Here is a 20624-nt window from a genome sequence, read left to right on the forward strand (position 1 = left end):
GGATCGTCACCGGAGCGCCAGTTCCGGCAGACCCGCCGCGATCACGGACATGTTGTAGCCCGACGCCCGGAGTTCGCCGTTGTCACTCGGCCGTGGATACTCGCTGTGCCCGTTGGCATCTTCCCGCCGGACGCCGTCGGGGGTCGTCGCCGCACGCACCGACAGTTGCTCGAGATCGGTCTGCACCGGATCCGGTCCGAGCCGGCCGAACCCGTCAGCCACGGTGATCGGGTCGTCGTGCGCGCGCATCACGAACCCGTGGCCGGGTGCCAGCCCGAGGTCCGATTCGTCGTTCGCATCGAAGCCGGGCGAACCGTAGAACACGGCGTCGTCCACCGGTTGCCGCGGTCCCGCTACCTGCAGGGCCAGGCCCTGGGTGTACGAACCATACGAATGTCCGAGGGCGGTGATGTGCGGGTCGGGCGTCTGCGAGGCGACGTCGAGACCCTCGTAGAACGAGGCGAGCTTCGGGGCTCCCGCGGTCGCGCGGTCGGACTGCCATGCATCGAGGAGCCATCCGCGCCCGAGGTTCTGGTCGATGAACGGGACGTCGTAATTGCCCGGGCCCGTGGTGGTCGGCGGCTGATACCCGAGCCACGCGATCGTCGACACCGTGTCGCCGGTGTGTCCGGACAGGTCCAGCTGCCGTTCGATTTCCGCCTTCAGCGCCCTCGCCTCGTCGGTCATTCCGGCGAGGGAGCCGACGGTGGTGTCGATGCCCGGGGTGGTGACGGAGATGTGGTCGGCGGTGTCGGGGTCGCCGAGCGCGAACGCGGCCATCGTCCGTTCACCCGACTGCAGGTCGAGCAGCATCAGCCTGCCGTCCGGGTGGTCGCGGACGAGTGCCTCGAGGTGGTCGAGGTCCTGCAGCTTCTGCTCGGCATACCACAGGTGTGCATCGTCGTCGGTGAACGCGCCACCGAACACGTTGTGGTCCAGCCTCTCCCGGAGGCGGTCCCGTTCCCACTCCCACCGCGACCGCTCGTCGGCGAATCGGCTCACGTTCGCCTCGTGCCGCACCGCGGACGGAATGCCGTCACGGGCGCCCACCCACTCGGGATGCCGCTCGATCACCTCGCGCCGCTGAGCTGTGGGCAGGGCATCCCAGTACTCGCGGTTGGCGAGCGGGGAACCGTCTGGTGGCGGCGCGGGGGCGGACAGGCCGCGACCCACCTCACCGGGTTCGACACCGCCGTCCGCGGCCCGCGTCAGGACGGCAGCCGCGTCGTCGACGAGGTCCTCCGCCTGCAGGATCAACGCCCGGGCCGCGGCACCCAGTTCGGCGCGGATTTCCTCGCGCCCCGACGCGTCCGGCACGTCGACCGGCGGTCCCGGTACGTCCTCGACGTCCCCGTTGTCCGACACTGCCATACCGTGGGCGAGAGCAGTGTCCCGGACGCCGTCGAGTTCGGTCTGCAAGTGCGTGACCGCGTCGAACAACTCGCGGGTCAGCGATTCGACGACGGCGACCGACGCCGCCTCGCCGCTCAGTTCATCCGCGGCGATCCGGAACCGCTCACGTGCGGCGTCCGCAGCCTCGTCCTGCCACGCCGGCAACCAGCCGATGTCGGCGAGACCGTCCTGCACGAACGCGATGGTCGCCGCCCGCTCGGACAGCGACCGTTGCACGGCCTGCAGCGCGCGGACGTCCCACTGGGTTATGTCCCTCAGATTCACGATCCCCCCCAGGATGCATAATGCCCGTACCCTAGCGGATCGATCGCGCCCGCGGGAGTCCGATCTCGTCTCGACCGACACGAAGGATCGAAAATGAGCGGTTCCACCCACGTCGACACCGGTACCCTGCGCGCAGCGGCCGGTCAGCTCGACGCCCTGTTCGACGATGCACTCTCACGGCTGAACCCCATCGACGCTGCCGTCGCCGACTCGGGGGCTGCGTGGCCGGACGCGGCCGGTGCCGGGTTCGCCCTGTTCACGTCCTACCTCGACGGCAGGCAGGAGTCGTTGCAGCGCACCCTCGCCGAGATGTCGGCGACACTCGTCGAGTGCGCCCACCGATACGACACCCAGGACGCCACGACCGCCGAGCGCCTCCACGCGGTCGCGCCGGCCACGAGCCTCGACCTCTAGGCCCTCCGGGCTCGTGCGCCGTTCTGGTTGCTGGAACAACCAGAAAGGCGCACGGGCGCGAAGCGCCTATCCCAGTGCCTGCTCCAGGTCGGTCAGGAGGTCGGCGGTGTCTTCCAGTCCGACGGACAGCCGGACGACGCCGTCGGTGATGCCCACTGCCGCACGACCTTCCGGGCCCATCGCCCGGTGGGTGGTGGTGGCCGGGTGGGTGATGAGCGACTTGGAGTCGCCGAGGTTGTTGGAGATGTTGACCAGCCGCAGGGCGTCGAGGAGTTCGAACGCCCGCTTCTTCGCTTCGCTCTCGGGCGCGTTCAGCGCGAAGGTGACGACGGTGCCACCGCCGCTCATCTGCCGCTTGGCGAGGTCGTACTGGGGGTGCGACTCGAGATACGGGTACTTGACCCAGTCGACGGCGGAGTGGCCTTCGAGGAACTGGGCGATCTCCAGTGCCGAGCCGACGGAGTGCCGCACCCGGATCGGCATCGTCTCGAGCCCCTTGAGGAGCGTCCACGCGTTGAACGGGCTCAGTGCCGGCCCGGTGTGGCGCATGAGGTTCTGGACGGGTCCCTCGATGTAGTCCTTCGGACCGAGGATCGCCCCGCCGAGCACGCGGCCCTGGCCGTCGATGTGCTTGGTGCCGGAGTAGACGACGATGTCGGCGCCCAGTTCCAGGCTGTGCTGCAGCAGCGGGGTCGCGAACACGTTGTCGAGCACGACCTTGGCGCCGGCGGCGTGTGCGAGTTCCGCCACCCGGGGCACGTCCACGAGTGTCTGCATCGGGTTCGATGGTGTCTCGAAGAACACCGCGGTGGTCGGCTCGGACAGAGCCTTCTCCCATTGGTCGAGGTCTTCACCGTCGACGAACACCGTCTCCACACCCCAGCGGGGCAGGATCTCGTTGCACACCACGAAGCAGGAGCCGAACAGGCTGCGCGCCGCGACGAGTCGGTCGCCTGCCTTGAGCAGCGCACCGAGTGCGGTGAACACCGCGGACATTCCGCTGGCGGTGCCGAAGCAGGCCTCCGCGCCCTCGATGAGGCGCAGCCGCTCCTCGAACATCTTGACGGTGGGGTTGCCGTACCGGGAGTAGACGAAGTGGTCGATGTCGCCGGTGAACGACGCCTCGGCCGCTCCCGCGCTCTCGAACACGAAACCGGAGTTCAGGAAAATCGCTTCGGACGTCTCTTCGAAGCCGGAACGGAGGGTTCCTCCGCGCACGCTGATCGTGCCCTGGCCGATGTCGTCCGGCAGCGCCTTCTGAAACGCGCCGCCTTGAGGAATTGCACTCACCACTGCCTCCACGGCAGGCCCAGAGCCCGCCAGCCGACCGCCCCACGATGACCGTCGGCGTCCAGGCCGCCTTCGAAACCGTCGAGCACGTTGTACGACGGGCCGATGCCCGCCGCTGTCGCGGCTTCCGCCGCACCGATGGACCGCTGGCCGGAGCGACACAGGAAGATCACCGGGGCGTTGTCGCCGCCCGCGATCCCGGCCTCCTTCAGCTGGTCCACGAAGTTGTCGTTACGACTGCCCGTCGGGTAGCTGACCCATTCGATCAGCACGGTCTTCCGCCCGAGGGAGGTCGTGTCGGGGACTCCGACGTATTTCCACTCGGCGTCCGTCCGCACGTCTACCAGCACCGCGTCGGGATTGTCGCGGAGCAGCTCCCAGGCATGCTCCGGCGTTATGTCGCCTGCGTAACTCACCATGTCAGCTTTTCACAACCCTGTTCTGTGCGCCCTTCCGGGCAACGGTCAGTTGCAGACGACCCATGTCTCGCCGTCCCGCGTCAATTGCCAGGTATCCGTCGTCTCGCCCTTGCCGTCGTCGGCGCTGACCCGGACCTCTGCCCGGGCACGGTCGCCGTTGACCTCGGACGACTCGACGCCCTGCAGCGTGACGTCGCCTTCCCTGCCCCGGAGCACGGACCGGTCGTCGGACCACGTCGGGCAGACCAGCGTCTTCTGCAGATCGGCGTCGTCGTGGTTGTGGGCCTGGATGAAGTCGGCGACCGAACGGTTGATGCGGTCCGCTTCCGTGACGTTCTCGTCGGCGGGCGAGAGCATGCTGGACACCACGATGGCGACGAGGATGACGACGATGACGGTGACGGCGGCGATGAACGGCACCGCCGTGATGCGCCGGGGATCCACCGAATCTTCCGCGCCTCCCACGTCGTGCTGAGGCGATTCGCTCGAACCGGACATGACTTCCCTTCGATCTCGGCTGGCCACGAGTGTATAGAGCTGCCCCTACAAATCGTGTTTGTGACCCCCCAACGCGGAGGCGACTACCCTCTACAGGCGTGAGTCCCGAGAATGGGCTTTGCCCTGTCTGCTGCACCTCGGCCACCCGATTAGGCTGGGCTTAATTTAAGCTGAGGTTTCGTTGTCCGCCCTTCAGAAGGTAGTTCGCTCCAGATGACTGATCAGACACGTCCGTTGCGCGTTGCGATCGTGGGTGCCGGCCCCGCCGGTATCTACGCAGCCGACGCACTCATGAAATCCGATGCCGCGTCTGACGGCGGGATCAGCATCGACCTCTTCGAGCGGATGCCTGCCCCCTTCGGTCTGATCCGGTACGGCGTCGCCCCCGACCACCCGCGCATCAAGGGCATCATCACCGCCCTGCACAAGGTGCTCGACAAGCCGTCGGTCCGCCTGCTGGGCAACATCGACTACGGCAGCGACATCACCCTCGAAGACCTGCACAGCTTCTACGACGCGGTGATCTTCTCCACCGGCGCCAACGCCGACCGCGCCCTCAACATCCCGGGCATCGAACTCGACGGCAGCTACGGCGCCGCCGACTTCGTCTCCTGGTACGACGGCCACCCCGACGTCCCGCGCACCTGGCCCCTCGAGGCCGAGAAGGTCGCCGTCCTCGGTGTCGGCAACGTCGCCCTCGACATCGCGCGCGTCCTCGCCAAGACCGGCGACGAACTGCTGCCGACGGAGATCCCCGCCAACGTCTACGAGGGACTCAAGGCCAACAAGGCCGTCGAGGTCCACGTGTTCGGTCGCCGCGGACCGGCGCAGGCCAAGTTCACCCCCCTCGAGCTGCGTGAACTCGATCACTCGCCGACGATCGAGGTCATCGTCGATCCCGAGGACATCGACTACGACGAGGGCTCCGAGCAGGCGCGCCGCAACTCCAAGCAGGTCGACATGGTCGCCAACACCCTGCAGGACTGGGCCATCCGCGACGTGGGCAACCGCCCGCACAAGCTGTTCCTGCACTTCTTCGAGTCGCCCACCGAGGTGCTCGGCGAGGACGGCAAGGTCGTCGGTCTGCGCACCGAGCGCACCCAGCTGGACGGCACCGGCAACGTCAAGGGCACCGGCAAGTTCAACGACTGGGACGTCCAGGCCGTGTACCGCGCCGTGGGTTACCTGTCGCAGAACATCGCGAAGCTGCCGTTCGACGAGCAGGCGGGCACCGTCCCGAACGAGGCCGGACGCGTCATCGCCGACGACACCGCCGAGGGCAACGCCCGGTTCATGCCGGCCACCTACGTCACCGGCTGGATCAAGCGCGGCCCGGTCGGCCTGATCGGACACACCAAGGGCGACGCGAACGAGACCGTCGCGAACCTGCTCGAGGACCGGACCGGCTTCCCCGAGCCCGCGAACCCGGGCGAGGACGCGATCATCGAGTTCCTCGAGGGCAAGCAGGTCCCCTACACCACCTGGCAGGGCTGGTACCGCCTCGACGCGCACGAGCGCAGCCTGGGCGAGCCCGAGGGCCGCGAGCGGATCAAGGTCGTCGAGCGTGAGGACATGCTCAAGGCCAGCGAGCCCGACAAGGCCTGATCTTCCGACTCGGTGCGAAGGGAACCTCCCGCGGGAGGTTCCCTTCCGTCGTCTCGGACCAGGTGTCTCCGGATGGCCGCGAGGCTCACCCCGGTTGCTGACGCGATGCCCCGCGCCGTCGCCCGCAGAAGGCAGGATATGAGTCGTGTTTGACGCCCACGTTCACATCATCGATCCCCGGTTCCCGGTGGTCGAGAACCACGGCTACCTTCCGGAGCCGTTCACCGTCGCCGACTACCGCGCCCGCACGGCAGGCTTCGGCGTGGACGGCGGCGCCGTCGTCACGGCCTCGTACCAGGGCACCGATCAGAATTACCTGAAAGCCGCGCTCGAGGAGCTCGGCCCCAGCTGGGTGGGCGTCACCCAGATGGAACTCGACACCACCGACGAGAGCATCCTCGAACTCGACCGCGCCGGGGTCCGGGCCGTCCGGTTCAACCTTCGGCGCAGCGCGACCGACGTGAAGCTCCTCACCAAACAGGCCCTGCGGGCGTACGAGCTGGCCGGCTGGCACGCCGAGTTCTACGTGGACGCCACCCTGCTGCTGTCGCTCGAGCCGGTGTTCGCCAAACTGCCCGCCGTGTGCATCGACCATCTGGGGATGTCGACGCGGGGCCTGCCGTACCTCCTCGATCTCGTCGACCGGGGAGTCCGGGTGAAGGCCACCGGGTTCGGGCGGACCACCATCGAGAACGTCGGCGACGTGCTGCGCAAGATCCACGCCGTCAACCCCGAGGCGCTGATGTTCGGCACCGACCTACCGGGCAGCCGATCCCGAAGAGTGTTCCAGGACAGCGACATCGACATCGTGGCGGACGCCGTCGGCGACGACTTCGACAAGGTCATGGGCGGCAACGCGCGTGCGTGGTACCGCTGCGACACTCCGGACGGACGCTGCTAGCACGCAGGCCCCTCGTCAGCAGCCTTCCATCTGCACGCTGTTCATCGACACCATCTCGGCCACCGGCGGCGTCTGCGGCTGCGACACCAGCCACGTGTTGTAGTTCTGCATCTGATCGCAGTCCAGCTGTTCGCGGCGCTCCTGCCGCCGCTCCCGCTGCCGGTCGTCCATGTCGTCGCCGTTCCGGTCGACGGCGATGCCACCGGTGGTCGAGCCGTTGGCCTGCCGTTCCAGCCCGCGGACGCCGTCGGGGGTCATGATCCAGCCGAGGGTGTAGTCGGTGCCGTCGTGGTTGGTGGTGGCCCGGAACAGCCCGTCCTCCGCGGCGACAGGTTTAGCGGTGAACGCCTTGTCGGGCATGCCCGGCGCGCTGACCTGCCCCGTCACGGTGCCGTTGCTCATCGACGCGGTGAGCGTCGCCCCGTCCGGCGAAGACAGCGTCGCTTTGTCACCCTCCATGGTGCCGGTCATCCACGTCCACATCTGGTCCCCGTCGCACAGGAAGGCGACCATGTCGTTCCCCGACCTGGCCAGCGCAACGTATGCGTCGGATCCGTCGACCGACCCGACATAGGTCGGGTCCATCTGCGGGGTCATCACGAAGGGCGACGGAATCTTCTCCATCATGTTCGACGCGGGCGCCGCTGCGCCGCTGCTCGTGGCCTCCGCGGCGCTGGTGGCGCTCGGCGCGGACGAGTCGGACGAGTCGTTGCCGCAGCCACTCAGTGCGAGGGTCGCGGCAGCGAGCGGGGCCAGGATCCAGGTCGTCTTCTTGTTCACGGCGCATTCCTCCGCTAGCCGGGAAGATCAACATCCGCATTTCATCATCGCAGGTGGAGGTCGCTCCTGGATACCCCCGGCGACGATTTCGGCGACCTACGTCGCGACCACCGCGGTCAGCCACACCCCCGACGCGATCAGGGCGCCGAGCAGTTCGATCAGCATCGACAGTCCGACGGCCTTGCACGCGTGCCACGTCGACGCCCACGCCCGGTTGTGGGCACGCAACCGGTACAGCTCGCCCACATACGTTCCCGCGATGAACCCGAGAAACAGTCCCACCACGGGAACGACGAAGAACCCCACGATCCCGAGCAGCCCACCGACGATCAGCGACACGTTGGGCACGCCGGCGCTGCGCATCCGCTTGCCGGGCCAGGTGTATTTGACGACACCGCTGATCACGGGGAACAGCGTGGCGACCGCGAACACCGTCCACGCCGTCGCACCGCCGGTCATGATGGCCCACACCAGGATTGCGGCGAAGATGAGGATCGTGCCGGGCAGGATCGGGATGACGATCCCGACGAGCCCGACCACGATGGCCAGGCCGACGAGGACTTCTGCGCCCGGACTCACGCGACGGGCTCGACGCGGGACGCCGCCTCCCGCGCACGGCTGCGGGCGGTCTCGACGTCCGGCCCCGTGGACACGGCGACGCCCATCCGCCTCCGCGCGAAGCTCTCCGGCTTGCCGAACAGCCGCAGGTCGGTCTCGGGGACGGCCATCGCGTCGGCGACACCCTCGAAGCCGATCCCGGCGGCATCCAGTTTTCCGTAGATCACCGCGGACGCACCGGGTGTCGTGAGGGTGGTGTCGACGGGCAACCCGAGGATCGCACGGGCATGCAGTTCGAACTCCGAGAGTCGTTGCGTCCGAAGGGTGACCAGTCCCGTGTCGTGCGGGCGGGGGCTGACCTCCGAGAAATACACGTCGTCACCCTTCACGAACAGTTCCACCCCGAAGATCCCGCGGCCGCCCAGCGCCGACGTCACCTTCTCCGCCACCTCGCGCGAGCGGGCGAGCGCCGTGTCGCTCATCGGTTGCGGCTGCCACGACTCCACGTAGTCACCCGAATCCTGCAGGTGCCCGATCGGCTCGCAGAAGAAGGTGCCCACCTCGCCGTCGGAGCCGATCGCCCGGACGGTGAGTTGGGTGATCTCGTAGTCGAAGTCGACGAACCCCTCCACGATGACGCGGCCGTAATTGACGCGGCCGCCCGCGAGCGCGTAGTCCCAGGCCTTCTCGACGTCGTCGGCGGCACGCACCGTGGACTGCCCCTTGCCGGACGAAGACATCACCGGCTTGATCACGCAGGGAAAGCCGATGCGTCCGGTCGCCGCCCGGACCTCCTCGAGCGATTCTGCGAACTCGTACGGCGACGTGGGCAGTCCCAGTTCCTCCGCCGCGAGCCGCCGGATTCCCTCGCGGTTCATGGTCAGCTGCGTCGCCCGCGCGGTGGGCACCACGACCGCGACGCCGCGCTCCTCGACCGTGGCCAGCGCATCGGTGGCGATGGCCTCGATCTCGGGCACCACGAAATGCGGCTTCTCGGCGTCGACGAGCCGAAGCAGCGCCTCCGGGTCGCTCATGTCGATCGTATGCGCGCGGTGCGCCACCTGATGGCCCGGCGCCTTGTCGTAGCGGTCGACGGCGATCACCTCGACCCCCAGCCGCTGGAGGGCGATGATCACCTCCTTGCCCAGCTCACCCGACCCGAGCAGCATGACGCGGGTCGCGCCTGCCGTCAGAGGGGTACCGAACCGTCCGGGTGCCTGTTCACGCATAGTCACAACTATATGCGGGCACAGTTTCTCTATGCGGGCACGGTTTCGCACCAGCGCCTACTTCAGCAGCCGCGACATCCGGCGGTCGGCGAGCACCTTGCCTCCGGTCTGGCACGTCGCGCAGTACTGAAAAGACTTCTCCGCGAACGACACTTCTCGCACGGTGTCACCGCAGACGGGGCAGGGCAGACCGGTTCGGGCATGGACGCGCATCCCGGACCGCTTCTCCCCCTTCAGCCGTGCCGCGTCCTGGCCGAGCGACCTGTCGACGGCGTCGGTGAGCACGGAACGCATCGCGTCGTACAGCACGTGCACCTGGTCTTCCGGCAGGGTGCGTGACGTCGCGAACGGGGAAATCTTTGCGGTGTGCAGGATTTCGTCGGAGTAGGCGTTGCCGACGCCGGCGAGCAGCGACTGGTCGACGAGCGCGTTCTTGATCCGCGCCGACGTGGTGGACAGCAGCGCCGCGAACTCGGGTTCGGTGACGGCGAGGGCATCGGGCCCGAGCCGGGCTATCCCCTCCACCTCCTGCGGGTCGTGCACCAGCCACACCGCGAGCCGCTTCTTCGTGCCAGCCTCGGTCAGGTCGAACGCCGGCGTCGCGCCCTCCGGGGTGAAGAAGTGCACCCGCAGCGCCAGTGGGCCCTTGCCCGGTTTCGGCGGCGCAACAGACGGGTTGTCGGTCCAGCGCAGCCAGCCCCCACGCGACAGGTGGGTGACGAGCCACAACCCGGAGCAGTCGAGCGCGAGGTGCTTGCCGAACCGGGCGGCACCCGTGACGTCGCGGCCCTGCAGGGCGGTGATCGGGGGGTCGAACGTCTTCAGCACGCTCAGGGCCGCCACGTCCACCCGGCCCACGACCGCTCCCACGGCGTGTTCACGCAGGAACTCGGCTAACGCCTCCACCTCGGGCAGCTCGGGCATGTTCCCAGGCTAACGGCATGTGAGCGGGAAAGTGTGCTCCTCCACACTTTCGCACTCACCTGCGGAGGAGGTAGGTGTCCATGATCCAGCCCTTGCGTTCGCGCAGTTCGGCGCGCACCCGCTGAATCTCGTCCTCGACGTCGCGGAGGCGACCGGAGATCAGCACCTCGTCGGGGGTGCCCAGGTAGGCGCCCCACCAGATCTGGACGTCGTCGCCGGGGACCTGCGTGAACGTGCAGTGGGCATCGAGCATGACCACCGCGTTGTCGACGCCGTCGGGCAGCCCCTCGGCGAGGCGGCGTCCGGTGGTGACGTGGACGGGTTCGCCGATCCGGTTGAGCACGATCCGATGCTGGGCGGCCAGCGACTGCACGCTGGTCACGCCCGGGATCACCGAGTAGTCGAACGACACGTTGCCGCGGGCGAGCACCCGCTCGACGATCCGCAGCGTGCTGTCGTACAGCGACGGGTCGCCCCAGACCAGGATCGCCCCGACCCCCGGCTCCGACGCGAACTCGGCCTCGAACAGCGCCGCCCGGCGCTCGTGCCAGTCGTCGACGACACCCTCGTAGTCGGACGGCGTGCGGTCGCGGGGCGGGTCGACGATGTCCACGACGCGGTACGGGCCGGCGACGTGCTCCTCGAGGATGCCGGTGCGGAGATCGACGAGGTCCTGCTTCTCGTCGCCCTTGCCGATGACGAAGAACACGTCCGCCTTGTTCATCGCCTTGATCGCCTGGACCGTCACCTGGTCGGGGTCGCCGGCGCCGATTCCGATCACGAAGAGTTCACGCATGTGGCGAGGCTAACGCTCGTGCGCCTTTCCGGTTGCTCCAGCTACCGGAAAGGCGCACGGGTGGCGGAGCCGCCTATGCTCGTACCGTGACATCTGTGCCGACCCCGTACGAAGACCTGCTCCGACTCGTCATGGACACGGGCACCCCGAAGGCCGACCGCACCGGGACCGGCACGAAGAGCGTCTTCGGGCATCAGATGCGCTGGAACCTCGCGGACGGGTTTCCGTTGATCACCACGAAGAAGGTGCACCTCAAGTCGATCGTGTACGAACTGCTGTGGTTCCTGCGCGGCGATTCCAACGTGAAGTGGCTCCAGGACAACGGCGTCACGATCTGGGACGAGTGGGCAGACGCGGACGGCGAACTTGGCCCGGTCTACGGCGTGCAGTGGCGCAGCTGGCCGACCCCGTCCGGCGAGCACATCGATCAGATCAGCCAGACCATCGAGACACTGAAGTCGAACCCGGATTCGCGTCGCATCATCGTGTCGGCGTGGAACGTCGGCGACATCCCGCAGATGGCGCTGGCGCCGTGCCACGCGTTCTTCCAGTTCTACGTCGCGGACGGCAAGCTGTCGTGCCAGTTGTACCAGCGCAGCGCCGACATGTTCCTGGGCGTGCCGTTCAACATCGCAAGTTACGCGCTCCTCACCCACATGGTGGCGCAGCAGGCCGGGCTCGAACCGGGCGACTTCATCTGGACAGGCGGCGACTGCCACATCTACGACAACCACGTCGACCAGGTCACCGAGCAGTTGAGCCGGGAGCCGTTGCCGTATCCGACGCTGAAACTGAACCGGCGGGATTCGATCTTCGACTACACGTTCGAGGACGTGGAGATCGTCGACTACCGGCACCATCCGGCCATCAAGGCGCCGGTGGCCGTCTAGTGGCCCGCGAGGTCAAGCTGGTCTGGGCGCAGGGTGTCGGCGGCGTCATCGGTCGCGACAACACGATCCCGTGGCACGTCCCCGAGGACATGGCGTACTTCAAGAAGGTGACGCAGGGCCACCCCGTGATCATGGGCCGCAGGACGTGGGACTCGCTGCCCCCGCGATTCCGGCCCCTGCCGGGTCGGCGCAACATCGTGATCAGCCGTCAGCCCGACTGGGCTGCGGAGGGGGCGGAGTCCGCCGACGGCATCGCCTCGGCGCTCGCGCTCACCGACGAGGACGTCTGCGTCATCGGCGGCGGCCAGATCTACACGGCGGCAATGCCGTTCGCCACGCAGCTGCTGGTCTCCGAGATCGACGTGACGATCGACGGCGACGCCTGGGCACCCCCCATCGACGAGTCCTGGCACGCACAGGACACCGGTGAGTGGCTCACGTCGGCGAAGGACGGCACCCGGTACCGCTGGATCACCTACACCCGGCGCTGACCGGCCACCTGTTTGCCACCGCACCGTTACCCGATTCGACGGGTGACGATGGGCGCAGTGGTTCATACTCACAGCATGGACAAGAAGTCACTGACCGCCCTTGCCCGTCAGCAACTGAAGTTGGCAGGCGGGACGTCCAGCGGCCGCAGTTCGCAGACCGTGTACGGCGGGCATCGACGTAGCCTCCGGCAGACCGTCGTCGCCCTGGCCGCGGGTCAGAAGATGGCCGAACACGAGAGCCCGGGCGAGGCCACCCTGTTCATTCTCAGCGGCAAACTGAACCTCGTGGCCGGCGAGGACTCGTGGAAGGGTTCCACCGGCGATCTGCTGGTCCTCCCGACGGACCGGCACAGCGTCGAGGCCATCGAGGATGTCGCGTTCCTGCTCACCGTCGCCATGTGACGGTCGTGCGCGATCGTCTCGAGGATTCCGTTCGGAGCCTGAACCCGGGCTACTTCGCGATCGTCATGGCCAGCGGGATCATCTCGGTGGGCATGAAACTGGGCGGATTCGACGTGCTCTCGGTTCTGCTGTTCATCGTCTGCGCCGCGGCCTACGTGACGCTGGTGATCCTCACGATCTGGCGGATCGCGGCGTATCGCCGTCAGGTCGTCGACGACCTGACGGACGCGAGCCGCGGATTCGGTTTCTTCACGTTCATCGCCGGGACCGATGTGTTCGGCGTGCGCCTGGCGATGGACGGCCACCACGCTGCCACCGCGGTGCTGCTCACCGTCGCCGGGCTGACCTGGATCGTGCTCGGCTACGTCGTCCCGTGGACCGCCGTCCTGGGCACGTCCGAACGTCCGGTGGTGGCACGTGCCAATGGAACCTGGTTCATCTGGGTGGTCGCCGCCCAGTCGGTGGCCGTGGCCGCCGCGACCCTCGAACCGGTGTACGACGGCGCCCGCCGGTTCCTGGCCGTGGTCGCCGTCTTCACCTGGTCGATCGGGGTGTGCCTGTACGGCGCGGCGGGGATCTTCGTCGCCGCACGGATGTTGCTGTATCCGCTGCGGCCGCGCGACCTCACGGCGCCGTACTGGGTGGCGATGGGTGCGTGTGCGATCACCGTCCTGGCCGGCGCCCGCATCGTCGAGATGGAGGACGCGCCGATGGTGAACGCCACACGTGGGCTCATCGGCGGATTCGCGGTGGTGTTCTGGGCGTTCGCGACCTGGCTCATCCCGGTCCTGGTGGCCGCCGGATGGTGGCGTCACATCACCAACAAGGTGCCGCTGCGCTACGACGCCACCGTGTGGAGCATCGTCTTCCCCCTCGGCATGTACGCGGTCGCCGGCATCTACCTGGGCCGGGCGGATCACATCCCGCTCGTCGGTATGGTCGGTAGTGCCGAACTGTGGTGTGCATTCACCGTGTGGTGCGTGGCGTTCGTCGTCATGGTGGTGCATCTCTGGCGGTCGGTGGTGCAGGTCGGACCGGCAACAGTGGAGACGCAGGAGAGCGCATGACGGAAACCCCACCCGTGATCGAGGTATCGGTGGCTGCGGCGCCGTCGGTCGTATGGCCTGCCCTGCGCGACCCGGAGTTGCTTCGCCGCTGGCACGGCTGGGACTGCGAGGGCCTGGACGACGAGATCAGGGAAATCTACTTCGGCGACGACGTGACGGAGGACGCCGAGGCCTTCATCCTCGCCCTCGGCGGCGCCGACCGGTTCAGCCTCCACGAGCTCGACGGCACCACGCTGGTGCGGATCACCCGGCCGCCCCGGGGCGCCGATCCCGCCGCCGACGACTGGTACGACGACGTCACCGAGGGCTGGACCACGTTTCTGCAGTTCCTCAAGTTCGGCATCGAACGGCACGGACTCGACGAGCGTCGCACACTGTTTCTGCAAGGCCCGGTCGCGGACGGAGATTCGGCGCGGCACCTGCTCGGCCTCGACAAGCTCGCGGGCCTGACGGTGGGCGATCACTTCACCGCGGTCGCCGACACGGGCGACCTGCTGCACGGGGTGGTGTGTTTCGTCGGCGAGCACCAGACCGCGGTGAGCGTCGACGATCTCGGCCCCGGACTGTTGCAGTTCGGCGAGCAGCCCGTCAACGCGGCGCGTCCGAACGGCGGTGCGCAGATCCTCCTGGCCGCCTACGGCCTGGACGACGAGGAGTGGGCCGAACTCGAGCAGCGCTGGACGGAGTGGTGGCAGGCCCGGCCGGGGGCCGAACCTGCCACCTGAGTTCTCGACCGGTCAGGCGAGCACGGTGCCCAGTGTGGGCCACCAGATCGTGCTCTTGACGACGTTCGGCCCCACCTGGTGGTTCAGCGAGCCGTACACGGCCGCCACGACGAGACCGCTGCCGAGCCCGGCGACCGGCGGAGTGGAGACGACAGTGGGAACCGCGACGTTGTTCTGGTCCAGCTTCACGATGCCGCTGGCACCGGTGGCGAAGCTGTAGTACACGACGTCGAGTTCGGCGCCGGTCTGGTCGTTCGCGATGACGCCCGGTCCGCCGAAGAATCCGAAGCGGAACTGGTTGCTCATGTTGGTCGCCACGCCCGCTCCGTACAGCTGTCCGAGAACGGGACCGCCCTGCCCGGTGTCGGAGTACGCCGGGACCTGGAAGATCTGACCCGGCAGGGCGATGTTCGTCGCCGCCGTGTCGGTCGGGGATGCGGCAAGTCGCTCGATGGCGGCCTCCGCCTCGGGGTTTCCGGCGGCCACGGTGCGCAGCTTCGTGATCGCGGTCGCCGGGTCGACGACGGGAGCGGAATCTGCGGGCTGCGCCGACACGACACCGGTGAACATCATCGTCGCTGCCACTGCAGCGGTCAGACCTGCCGCGATACGTCGTGCGAAGTGCCGTCGATTCATTCTTCTTCTCCCTCGTCACGTCAATGGGTAAGCATTAGTTCGGATGAGTAAACACTCGAGCTCTTATCGACGCCGTGGTTCGCGGTGTTACGCGTCCCTCAGACCTATGCTGCTGGCATGGGATCGGATGGTGGGCACGAGGCGAGGATCAGTGAGTTCCGGGAGGGGCTCGCCGACGTGGTCCCCACCCGCCGAAGTCTGCAGCGCCTGTTCGAGGCGGTCCTCGTGGTCGGGTCGGGGCTGGAGCTGGATTCCACCCTGCAGCGCATCGTCACTTCGGCCACGTCCCTCCTCGGGGCCCGCTACGGCGCGCTCGGTGTCCACGCCCCCGACGGCGGGCTCTCGGAGTTCGTCTACGAGGGCATTACGCCGGAGGAGCGTGCGCGCATGGGCCACCTGCCCGAGGGCCGCGGGCTGCTGGGACTGCTGGTCCACGACCCCCGCCCGGTGCGCCTCGCCAACCTGGCCGATCACCCGGGGTCGATCGGCTTCCCGCCCAATCATCCACCGATGAAGAGCTTTCTGGGCATGCCGATCATGATGCGGGGCAAAGTTTTCGGAAGCATCTATCTCACCGAGAAACTCAGCGGACCCGAGTTCACCGACGAGGACGAGGTCATTCTGCGCGCGCTCGCGACGTCGGCAGGCGTGGCGGTGGAGAATTCCCGGCTGTTCGAGGAATCGCGGACGCGGGAGCGGTGGTTGACGGCCGTCGCGGCGATCACCTCCCGGCTGATGGTCGGCGGATCACTCGACGAAACGCTGCACACGCTCGCCGCCGAGGTACGCGAACTGTCCAGCGGTGACGAGGTCTTCATCGTCGTCACGCTCGGCGAGGGCGCGGTGGTCGGGGCGGACAGCACGGTGCGGCCGCTGCGCACCAACTTCCGAAGCGCCACCCAGGCCGAACCGTTCGCCGCAGTGCTGCGCTCCCGCACCCCCGCACTGCTGACGGGGATCGACGGTCTCGCACCGTTCTCCGCCGAGGCGGGCCGGGCCGCGGTGCTGCCGCTGTCGACGGCGTCGGGGGTCGGCGGGGTCCTGGTGGTCACGGCGCGCGGCACCGCTCCGTGGGATCCGGACGAGGTGGCCCGGCTCGAATCGGTGGCCGACCTCGCCGCCGTCGCGGTGGAGTTCGCCGATCAGCAGAGCAAGCAACGTCTGCTGTCGGTGCTCGCCGACCGCGACCGGATCGCGCGCGACCTGCACGACAACGTGATTCAGCGGTTGTTCGCCACCGGCATGAGCCTGCAGAGCACGCACGCGGTCGGGGACGTTCCGGACGGCGTGCGCTCCATCGTCTCCACTGCGGTCGAGCAACTCGATCGGACGGTGCGCGAGATCCGCACCACCATCTTCGATCTGCAGGCCACCGGCATCGCGTCGGCGACCAGTCTGCGCCGCCGCCTGCTCGACGTGATCGGCGACCTCACCTCCCATTCGCCGGTCGCGCCGAACGTCCAGTTCACCGGCGCCATCGACACTCTCGTGCCCAGCCGCATCCACCCGCACGCGGAGGCGGTGTTGCGCGAAGCCCTGAGCAACGCGCTGCGGCACGCGCGGGCCACCACCATCGACATCTCGGTGGCCGCCGCGGACGACCTCGTTGTCACCGTCGCGGACGACGGCATCGGGATCGCCGACGGCGCCCGGCGCAGCGGACTGGACAATCTCGATCGGCGCGCCGAGCACTGCGGCGGCACCTGCACCGTCGATTCCGCCGACGGGGGAACCGTCGTCACGTGGCGGGTACCGTTGACGTGACGAAACTGTCAGTGCTCTTTGCGTAACTCGGTGGCCAGCACCGCCGCCTGCGTGCGCCGCTGCATCCCCAATTTGGACAACAGCCGCGACACGTAGTTCTTGATCGTCTTCTCGGCGAGGAAGAGCCGCTCGGCGATCTCCCGGTTGGTGAGCCCCTCGCCGATCAGGTCGAACACGGCGCGTTCCTGCTCGGACAGTTGCGCCAGCGGGTCGTCCCGGCGGGCGGACCTGATCCGGTTCATCAGCGCCGACGTCGCCCTGCTGTCGAGCAGCGAACCGCCCTCCCCGACCGTCCGCACGGCCGCCACCAGGTCGGTGCCGAGGATCTGCTTCAGGACGAATCCGGACGCCCCGGCCATGATGGCGTCGAACAGCGCCTCGTCGTCGGAATACGACGTCAGCATCAGGCACCGCAGTTCGGGCAGCGCAGCGCGCAGGTCCCGGCACAGCTCGACACCGTTGCCGTCCGGCAACCGGACGTCGAGCACGGCGACGTCGGCGCCGCTGCCCGGGATCCGCGCCATCGCCTCACCGACCGACGCGGCCTCCCCGACCACCTCGAGGTCGGGCACGCTGCCGAGTAGATCGACCAGGCCTCGTCGCACGATCTCGTGGTCGTCGACCAGGAACACCCGCGTGGTCATGTGTGCACCTCCACCGTCTACTCATCGAACCGTACCGCGCACACCCCGGGTATCCACCGATCCGGGACCTCTCCCGCACACAACGGGACCTTCGACCCCAGCGCGGACACGCCGGCGACCGGAAGGCTGAGGATGCGGGGGAACACCCGGACACCACTACTGGAGGTCGCGATGAACAGCTGGTCGCTCAGTGACATCGAGGTGGTCTCCCGCGCCATCGTCTCGGCTCCGTCGGTCCACGACACGCAGCCGTGGGATCTGCGGCTGGACGGCACGTGCGCGCAGATCAGCGAGCGCCGCGGCTTCACGGACACACCGCGCGCCGACCGCGTGATCTCGTGTGGCGCTGGTGTCACGAACGTGGAACTCGCGTTGCGGGCACTCGGCAGGCAGATCGAGACCGATCTGCTGCCCGATCCGCGCCGGCCCGAACTCGTCGCAACCGTTCGCGCAGTGGGGACGGCTTCGCCGTCGAGCACCGATCTGAGGCTCTTTTCCGCCATGGCCCGCCGCCGAAGTCATCGAGAGGCGTTCGCCGACATACCGGTTCCCGCGGCCACCGTCGCCGACATCGTCGACGCGGCCGAGATGGAGGGTGTCTGCGCTCGCCTGCTCGCCGCGGACGAGGCACCCGCGCTCGCCGACGTGCTGCTCTATTCCGCCGACCGGGTTCGGCAGGATCCGGGCCACCAGCGCGATCTCTTCCCGTGGACGTCGCATTGGCTGCCGCGGGGCGGTCACGAGTCTTTCGACACGATCCGCACCGTCGTCACCCGCGGCGTCCCCGATTCGGCACGCCTCGCCGCCGCCATCGAGAGCGAGACCGTCCTCGTGTTCGCATCGGACACGCAGGAGTCGATCGACCTGGTCCGCACCGGAATCGCGGTCGAACGTGCGTGGCTCACCGCCGTCGACGCCCGGCTCGGCGCCTCCGTTCTCTCCCACCCGCTGCGCGTCGACGACTCGGCTCCTCGGCTCGCGAATCGACTGAACCTGCCGGGCCATCCCCAGCTGATCCTGCGAATCGGATACTGACAGAACAGAAACGGAGCGCCATTGTGAGCCGCGTACTCACGGACCGCGAACTGCTGCACGAACTCGAGGACGTTGCGGAAGACAACGTCAACCGGCACCTCGCCATGGCCAGGGACTGGCACCCCCACGACTACGTTCCGTGGGACGACGGCCGCAACTTCGCGGCGCTGGGCGGCGAGGACTGGGATCCGGAACAATCCCAGCTCAGCGACACCGCGCGGGCGGCGATGATCACCAATCTGCTGACCGAGGACAATCTGCCGTCCTATCACCGCGAGATCGCCCAGCACTTCTCACTCGACGGCGCGTGGGGCACGTGGGTGGGCCGGTGGACCGCGGAGGAGAACAAGCATTCGATCGTGATGCGGGACTATCTGGTCGTGACGCGAGGGGTCGACCCGGTAGCGCTCGAGCATGCTCGAATGGCCCACATGACACAGGGCTTCGATCCCGGCGGCGGGTCGATGCTCGATTCGGTGTCGTATGTGACGTTCCAGGAACTGGCCACCCGGGTGTCGCACCGCAACACGGGTAAGGCATGCGGTGATCCGGTCGCGGACCGCATGCTCGCCCGGGTGGCGGCCGACGAGAACCTGCACATGATGTTCTATCGCAACATCGTCGGCGCAGCCCTGGACATCGCTCCCGATCAGGCGATCGCCGCGATCCACAAGGTGGTGACCAACTTCCAGATGCCCGGCGCGGGCATGCACAACTTCCGCCGCAATGCGGTCCTGATCGCGAAGGGCGGCATCTACGACCTGCGCCAGCACCTCGACGACGTCGTACTGCCCGTGCTTCGAAAGTGGAACATGTTCGAGCGCAACGATTTCGGTCCGGAAGGGGAACGCTGCCGCGAGGAGCTGGCGACGTTCCTGCACGGCATGGAGGCCAAGGCATCCCGGTTCGAGGAGTCCCGGGATCGCGCACTCGCCCGCGAGGCCCGTCTCGGCGAACGCATCGCGGCCCGCTGACGCACCTCGAAGACCTAGCTGTCCGGCCGGACGATCATCACCGGGCAGTCCGCGGTGTGGAGCAATGCGTTGCTGGTGGAGCCCAGCAGCATTCCCTTGAAGCCACCCCGGCCGCGGCTGCCCACGACAATCAGTTGCGCCTTCTCGGCGAATTCGCTGAGCACCCGCACGGGGCGGTCGCGCGCGACGACGCGTTCGACCGTCACGTCCGGATACCGCTCCTGGTACCCGGCGAGACGCTCCGACAGCACCACTTCCTCGCCCGTCTGAATGCTGCTCCACAGCGGGTCGTCCGGACTGGCACCGAGCGACGGCTGCACACTCACATCGCTCCACACGTTGACCGCGACCAGGCTCGCACCCCGGGCGGCGGCCTGCTCGAACGCCACTTCCAACGCGGCCCTGCTGCTTTCCGAACCGTCGACACCGACCACGATCGGCCCCTCGGTCGGCGGCTGCCCGTCCAGGGTGCGCCCCCGCACGACCACTAGCGGGCAGTGGCCGTGCGCGGCGACCGCGGACGTCGTGGAACCGATCAGCAGGCCGGTGAACTCGCCGTGCCCGCGCGAGCCGAGCACCACCATGTGCGCGTTGGCGGACAGTTCGATGAGGGTCTGACTCACCTTGGCCTCGAACTGTTCGGTGGTGATGTCGAGCGGCTCGTCCACCGTCTGCTTGGCGTGCACCCGCGCACTGCCCAGCCGGGCCTTCGCCGTGTCCTCGAGTTCTTCCTTGAAGCTCTCGGCCAGATACGGCTCGGTGTAATAGAAGGCAGGAATGTGGACCACTGTCACGATGTGCAGCGGGAGCGACAGTGCGGCGGCGGCCCGAGCGGCCCACGCCACAGCGGCCGACGCCGACTCGGATCCGTCCACACCCACGACGATCGGCTTGATTCCAGTCAT

At 68.0% G+C, this 20624-nt stretch carries 23 protein-coding genes; 11 read left to right on the top strand and 12 right to left on the bottom strand.

Annotated elements, in window-relative coordinates; translation table 11 throughout:
• Positions 1-6: 6 nt before the first annotated feature.
• Positions 7-1677, bottom strand: coding sequence for an alpha/beta hydrolase (locus tag JWS14_RS11660; RefSeq protein ID WP_206013196.1), 1671 nt, complete (start codon positions 1675-1677; stop codon positions 7-9).
• Between the two features lie 93 nt (positions 1678-1770).
• On the opposite strand from JWS14_RS11660, the gene JWS14_RS11665 reads away from it, so the two are divergent.
• Positions 1771-2091, top strand: coding sequence for a WXG100 family type VII secretion target (locus tag JWS14_RS11665; RefSeq protein ID WP_206013198.1), 321 nt, complete (start codon positions 1771-1773; stop codon positions 2089-2091).
• Positions 2092-2157: 66 nt separating this feature from the next.
• Here the strand turns inward: JWS14_RS11665 and JWS14_RS11670 are convergent, their stop codons facing one another.
• The 3 genes from JWS14_RS11670 to JWS14_RS11680 are packed head-to-tail and all read right to left on the bottom strand — an operon-like array spanning position 2158 to position 4298.
• Positions 2158-3381: an O-succinylhomoserine sulfhydrylase gene (locus JWS14_RS11670; RefSeq protein ID WP_083395780.1), complete on the bottom strand. Its 1224-nt coding sequence runs from the start codon at positions 3379-3381 to the stop codon at positions 2158-2160.
• Positions 3378-3797, bottom strand: coding sequence for a rhodanese-like domain-containing protein (locus JWS14_RS11675; protein ID WP_072947168.1), 420 nt, complete (start codon positions 3795-3797; stop codon positions 3378-3380). Before JWS14_RS11675 ends, JWS14_RS11670 begins: the two co-directional genes overlap by 4 nt.
• A 48-nt stretch (positions 3798-3845) precedes the next feature.
• Positions 3846-4298: an Rv0361 family membrane protein gene (locus JWS14_RS11680; RefSeq protein WP_206013200.1), complete on the bottom strand. Its 453-nt coding sequence runs from the start codon at positions 4296-4298 to the stop codon at positions 3846-3848.
• A gap of 213 nt (positions 4299-4511) precedes the next feature.
• Here JWS14_RS11680 and JWS14_RS11685 point away from each other — a divergent pair, with 213 nt between their 5' ends.
• Together JWS14_RS11685 and JWS14_RS11690 are read left to right on the top strand one after the other, a co-directional pair.
• Complete coding sequence (locus JWS14_RS11685; protein ID WP_072947150.1) at positions 4512-5903, top strand: FAD-dependent oxidoreductase; 1392 nt, start codon at positions 4512-4514, stop codon at positions 5901-5903.
• Positions 5904-6048: 145 nt separating this feature from the next.
• Positions 6049-6804, top strand: a complete 756-nt coding sequence (locus JWS14_RS11690; protein ID WP_072947151.1) for an amidohydrolase family protein — start codon at positions 6049-6051, stop codon at positions 6802-6804.
• 15 nt (positions 6805-6819) lie between these two features.
• On the opposite strand, the gene JWS14_RS11695 is transcribed toward JWS14_RS11690, so the two are convergent.
• The 5 genes from JWS14_RS11695 to cobF form a co-directional block, all read right to left on the bottom strand.
• A complete protein-coding gene (locus JWS14_RS11695) occupies positions 6820-7584 on the bottom strand; it encodes a hypothetical protein (RefSeq protein ID WP_206013202.1) in 765 nt (254 codons plus the stop codon).
• 96 nt (positions 7585-7680) lie between these two features.
• Entirely contained in the window at positions 7681-8163 is a 483-nt protein-coding gene (locus JWS14_RS11700) for a DUF456 domain-containing protein (RefSeq protein ID WP_206013203.1), read from the bottom strand.
• Positions 8160-9371: a formate-dependent phosphoribosylglycinamide formyltransferase gene (gene purT / locus JWS14_RS11705; RefSeq protein WP_206013205.1), complete on the bottom strand. Its 1212-nt coding sequence runs from the start codon at positions 9369-9371 to the stop codon at positions 8160-8162. Before purT ends, JWS14_RS11700 begins: the two co-directional genes overlap by 4 nt.
• 57 nt (positions 9372-9428) lie before the next feature.
• Entirely contained in the window at positions 9429-10295 is an 867-nt protein-coding gene (locus JWS14_RS11710) for an Fpg/Nei family DNA glycosylase (protein ID WP_072947155.1), read from the bottom strand.
• A 55-nt stretch (positions 10296-10350) separates the two neighbouring features.
• The gene (gene cobF, locus JWS14_RS11715) at positions 10351-11091 is read right to left on the bottom strand and encodes a precorrin-6A synthase (deacetylating) (RefSeq protein ID WP_072947156.1); all 741 of its coding nucleotides are present in this window, start codon (positions 11089-11091) and stop codon (positions 10351-10353) included.
• A gap of 131 nt (positions 11092-11222) precedes the next feature.
• Between cobF and JWS14_RS11720 the strand changes: the two genes are divergently transcribed.
• The 5 genes from JWS14_RS11720 to JWS14_RS11740 all read left to right on the top strand — a co-directional run bounded on the left by JWS14_RS11720 (position 11223) and on the right by JWS14_RS11740 (position 14666).
• Complete coding sequence (locus JWS14_RS11720) at positions 11223-11981, top strand: thymidylate synthase (RefSeq protein WP_236580952.1); 759 nt, start codon at positions 11223-11225, stop codon at positions 11979-11981.
• Positions 11981-12472 carry a dihydrofolate reductase gene (locus JWS14_RS11725; protein WP_074933895.1) on the top strand — a complete coding sequence of 164 codons (492 nt, stop codon included), beginning with the start codon at positions 11981-11983 and terminating at the stop codon, positions 12470-12472. Before JWS14_RS11720 ends, JWS14_RS11725 begins: the two co-directional genes overlap by 1 nt.
• Positions 12473-12547: 75 nt before the next feature.
• Positions 12548-12874 carry a cupin domain-containing protein gene (locus tag JWS14_RS11730; RefSeq protein WP_012689167.1) on the top strand — a complete coding sequence of 109 codons (327 nt, stop codon included), beginning with the start codon at positions 12548-12550 and terminating at the stop codon, positions 12872-12874.
• Complete coding sequence (locus tag JWS14_RS11735; protein WP_206013206.1) at positions 12871-13941, top strand: tellurite resistance/C4-dicarboxylate transporter family protein; 1071 nt, start codon at positions 12871-12873, stop codon at positions 13939-13941. Before JWS14_RS11730 ends, JWS14_RS11735 begins: the two co-directional genes overlap by 4 nt.
• The gene (locus tag JWS14_RS11740) at positions 13938-14666 is read left to right on the top strand and encodes an SRPBCC family protein (protein ID WP_206013208.1); all 729 of its coding nucleotides are present in this window, start codon (positions 13938-13940) and stop codon (positions 14664-14666) included. Before JWS14_RS11735 ends, JWS14_RS11740 begins: the two co-directional genes overlap by 4 nt.
• 12 nt (positions 14667-14678) lie before the next feature.
• Here the strand turns inward: JWS14_RS11740 and JWS14_RS11745 are convergent, their stop codons facing one another.
• Positions 14679-15302: a Tat pathway signal protein gene (locus JWS14_RS11745; RefSeq protein ID WP_206013210.1), complete on the bottom strand. Its 624-nt coding sequence runs from the start codon at positions 15300-15302 to the stop codon at positions 14679-14681.
• A gap of 117 nt (positions 15303-15419) precedes the next feature.
• Here JWS14_RS11745 and JWS14_RS11750 point away from each other — a divergent pair, with 117 nt between their 5' ends.
• A complete protein-coding gene (locus tag JWS14_RS11750; protein WP_206013211.1) occupies positions 15420-17066 on the top strand; it encodes a sensor histidine kinase in 1647 nt (548 codons plus the stop codon).
• Between the two features lie 8 nt (positions 17067-17074).
• Here JWS14_RS11750 and JWS14_RS11755 read toward each other — a convergent pair whose 3' ends face one another.
• Positions 17075-17710, bottom strand: coding sequence for a response regulator transcription factor (locus JWS14_RS11755; RefSeq protein ID WP_072947172.1), 636 nt, complete (start codon positions 17708-17710; stop codon positions 17075-17077).
• A 171-nt stretch (positions 17711-17881) separates the two neighbouring features.
• Between JWS14_RS11755 and JWS14_RS11760 the strand changes: the two genes are divergently transcribed.
• Together JWS14_RS11760 and JWS14_RS11765 are read left to right on the top strand one after the other, a co-directional pair.
• A complete protein-coding gene (locus tag JWS14_RS11760; RefSeq protein WP_206013213.1) occupies positions 17882-18745 on the top strand; it encodes a nitroreductase family protein in 864 nt (287 codons plus the stop codon).
• A gap of 23 nt (positions 18746-18768) precedes the next feature.
• Positions 18769-19719 (top strand): acyl-ACP desaturase, encoded by a 951-nt coding sequence (locus tag JWS14_RS11765; RefSeq protein ID WP_206013215.1) that lies wholly within the window; start codon positions 18769-18771, stop codon positions 19717-19719.
• A gap of 14 nt (positions 19720-19733) precedes the next feature.
• On the opposite strand, the gene JWS14_RS11770 is transcribed toward JWS14_RS11765, so the two are convergent.
• On the bottom strand, positions 19734-20624 hold the full coding sequence (locus tag JWS14_RS11770; protein WP_072947174.1) for a universal stress protein: 891 nt from the start codon (positions 20622-20624) through the stop codon (positions 19734-19736).

Source organism: Rhodococcus koreensis, from assembly GCF_017068375.1.
GTDB classification, from domain to species: domain Bacteria; phylum Actinomycetota; class Actinomycetes; order Mycobacteriales; family Mycobacteriaceae; genus Rhodococcus_F; species Rhodococcus_F koreensis.

Bases quoted from the DNA above. Each gene is read 5' to 3' on its own strand.
- JWS14_RS11665 (WP_206013198.1), top strand. From the start codon at position 1,771: ATGAGCGGTTCCACCCACGTCGACACCGGTACCCTGCGCGCAGCGGCC.
- JWS14_RS11680 (WP_206013200.1), bottom strand. From the start codon at position 4,298: ATGTCCGGTTCGAGCGAATCGCCTCAGCACGACGTGGGAGGCGCGGAA.
- JWS14_RS11685 (WP_072947150.1), top strand. From the start codon at position 4,512: ATGACTGATCAGACACGTCCGTTGCGCGTTGCGATCGTGGGTGCCGGC.
- purT (WP_206013205.1), bottom strand. From the start codon at position 9,371: ATGCGTGAACAGGCACCCGGACGGTTCGGTACCCCTCTGACGGCAGGC.
- JWS14_RS11710 (WP_072947155.1), bottom strand. From the start codon at position 10,295: ATGCCCGAGCTGCCCGAGGTGGAGGCGTTAGCCGAGTTCCTGCGTGAA.
- cobF (WP_072947156.1), bottom strand. From the start codon at position 11,091: ATGCGTGAACTCTTCGTGATCGGAATCGGCGCCGGCGACCCCGACCAG.
- JWS14_RS11720 (WP_236580952.1), top strand. From the start codon at position 11,223: ATGGACACGGGCACCCCGAAGGCCGACCGCACCGGGACCGGCACGAAG.
- JWS14_RS11730 (WP_012689167.1), top strand. From the start codon at position 12,548: ATGGACAAGAAGTCACTGACCGCCCTTGCCCGTCAGCAACTGAAGTTG.
- JWS14_RS11740 (WP_206013208.1), top strand. From the start codon at position 13,938: ATGACGGAAACCCCACCCGTGATCGAGGTATCGGTGGCTGCGGCGCCG.
- JWS14_RS11745 (WP_206013210.1), bottom strand. From the start codon at position 15,302: ATGAATCGACGGCACTTCGCACGACGTATCGCGGCAGGTCTGACCGCT.
- JWS14_RS11750 (WP_206013211.1), top strand. From the start codon at position 15,420: ATGGGATCGGATGGTGGGCACGAGGCGAGGATCAGTGAGTTCCGGGAG.
- JWS14_RS11755 (WP_072947172.1), bottom strand. From the start codon at position 17,710: ATGACCACGCGGGTGTTCCTGGTCGACGACCACGAGATCGTGCGACGA.
- JWS14_RS11760 (WP_206013213.1), top strand. From the start codon at position 17,882: ATGAACAGCTGGTCGCTCAGTGACATCGAGGTGGTCTCCCGCGCCATC.
- JWS14_RS11770 (WP_072947174.1), bottom strand. From the start codon at position 20,624: ATGACTGGAATCAAGCCGATCGTCGTGGGTGTGGACGGATCCGAGTCG.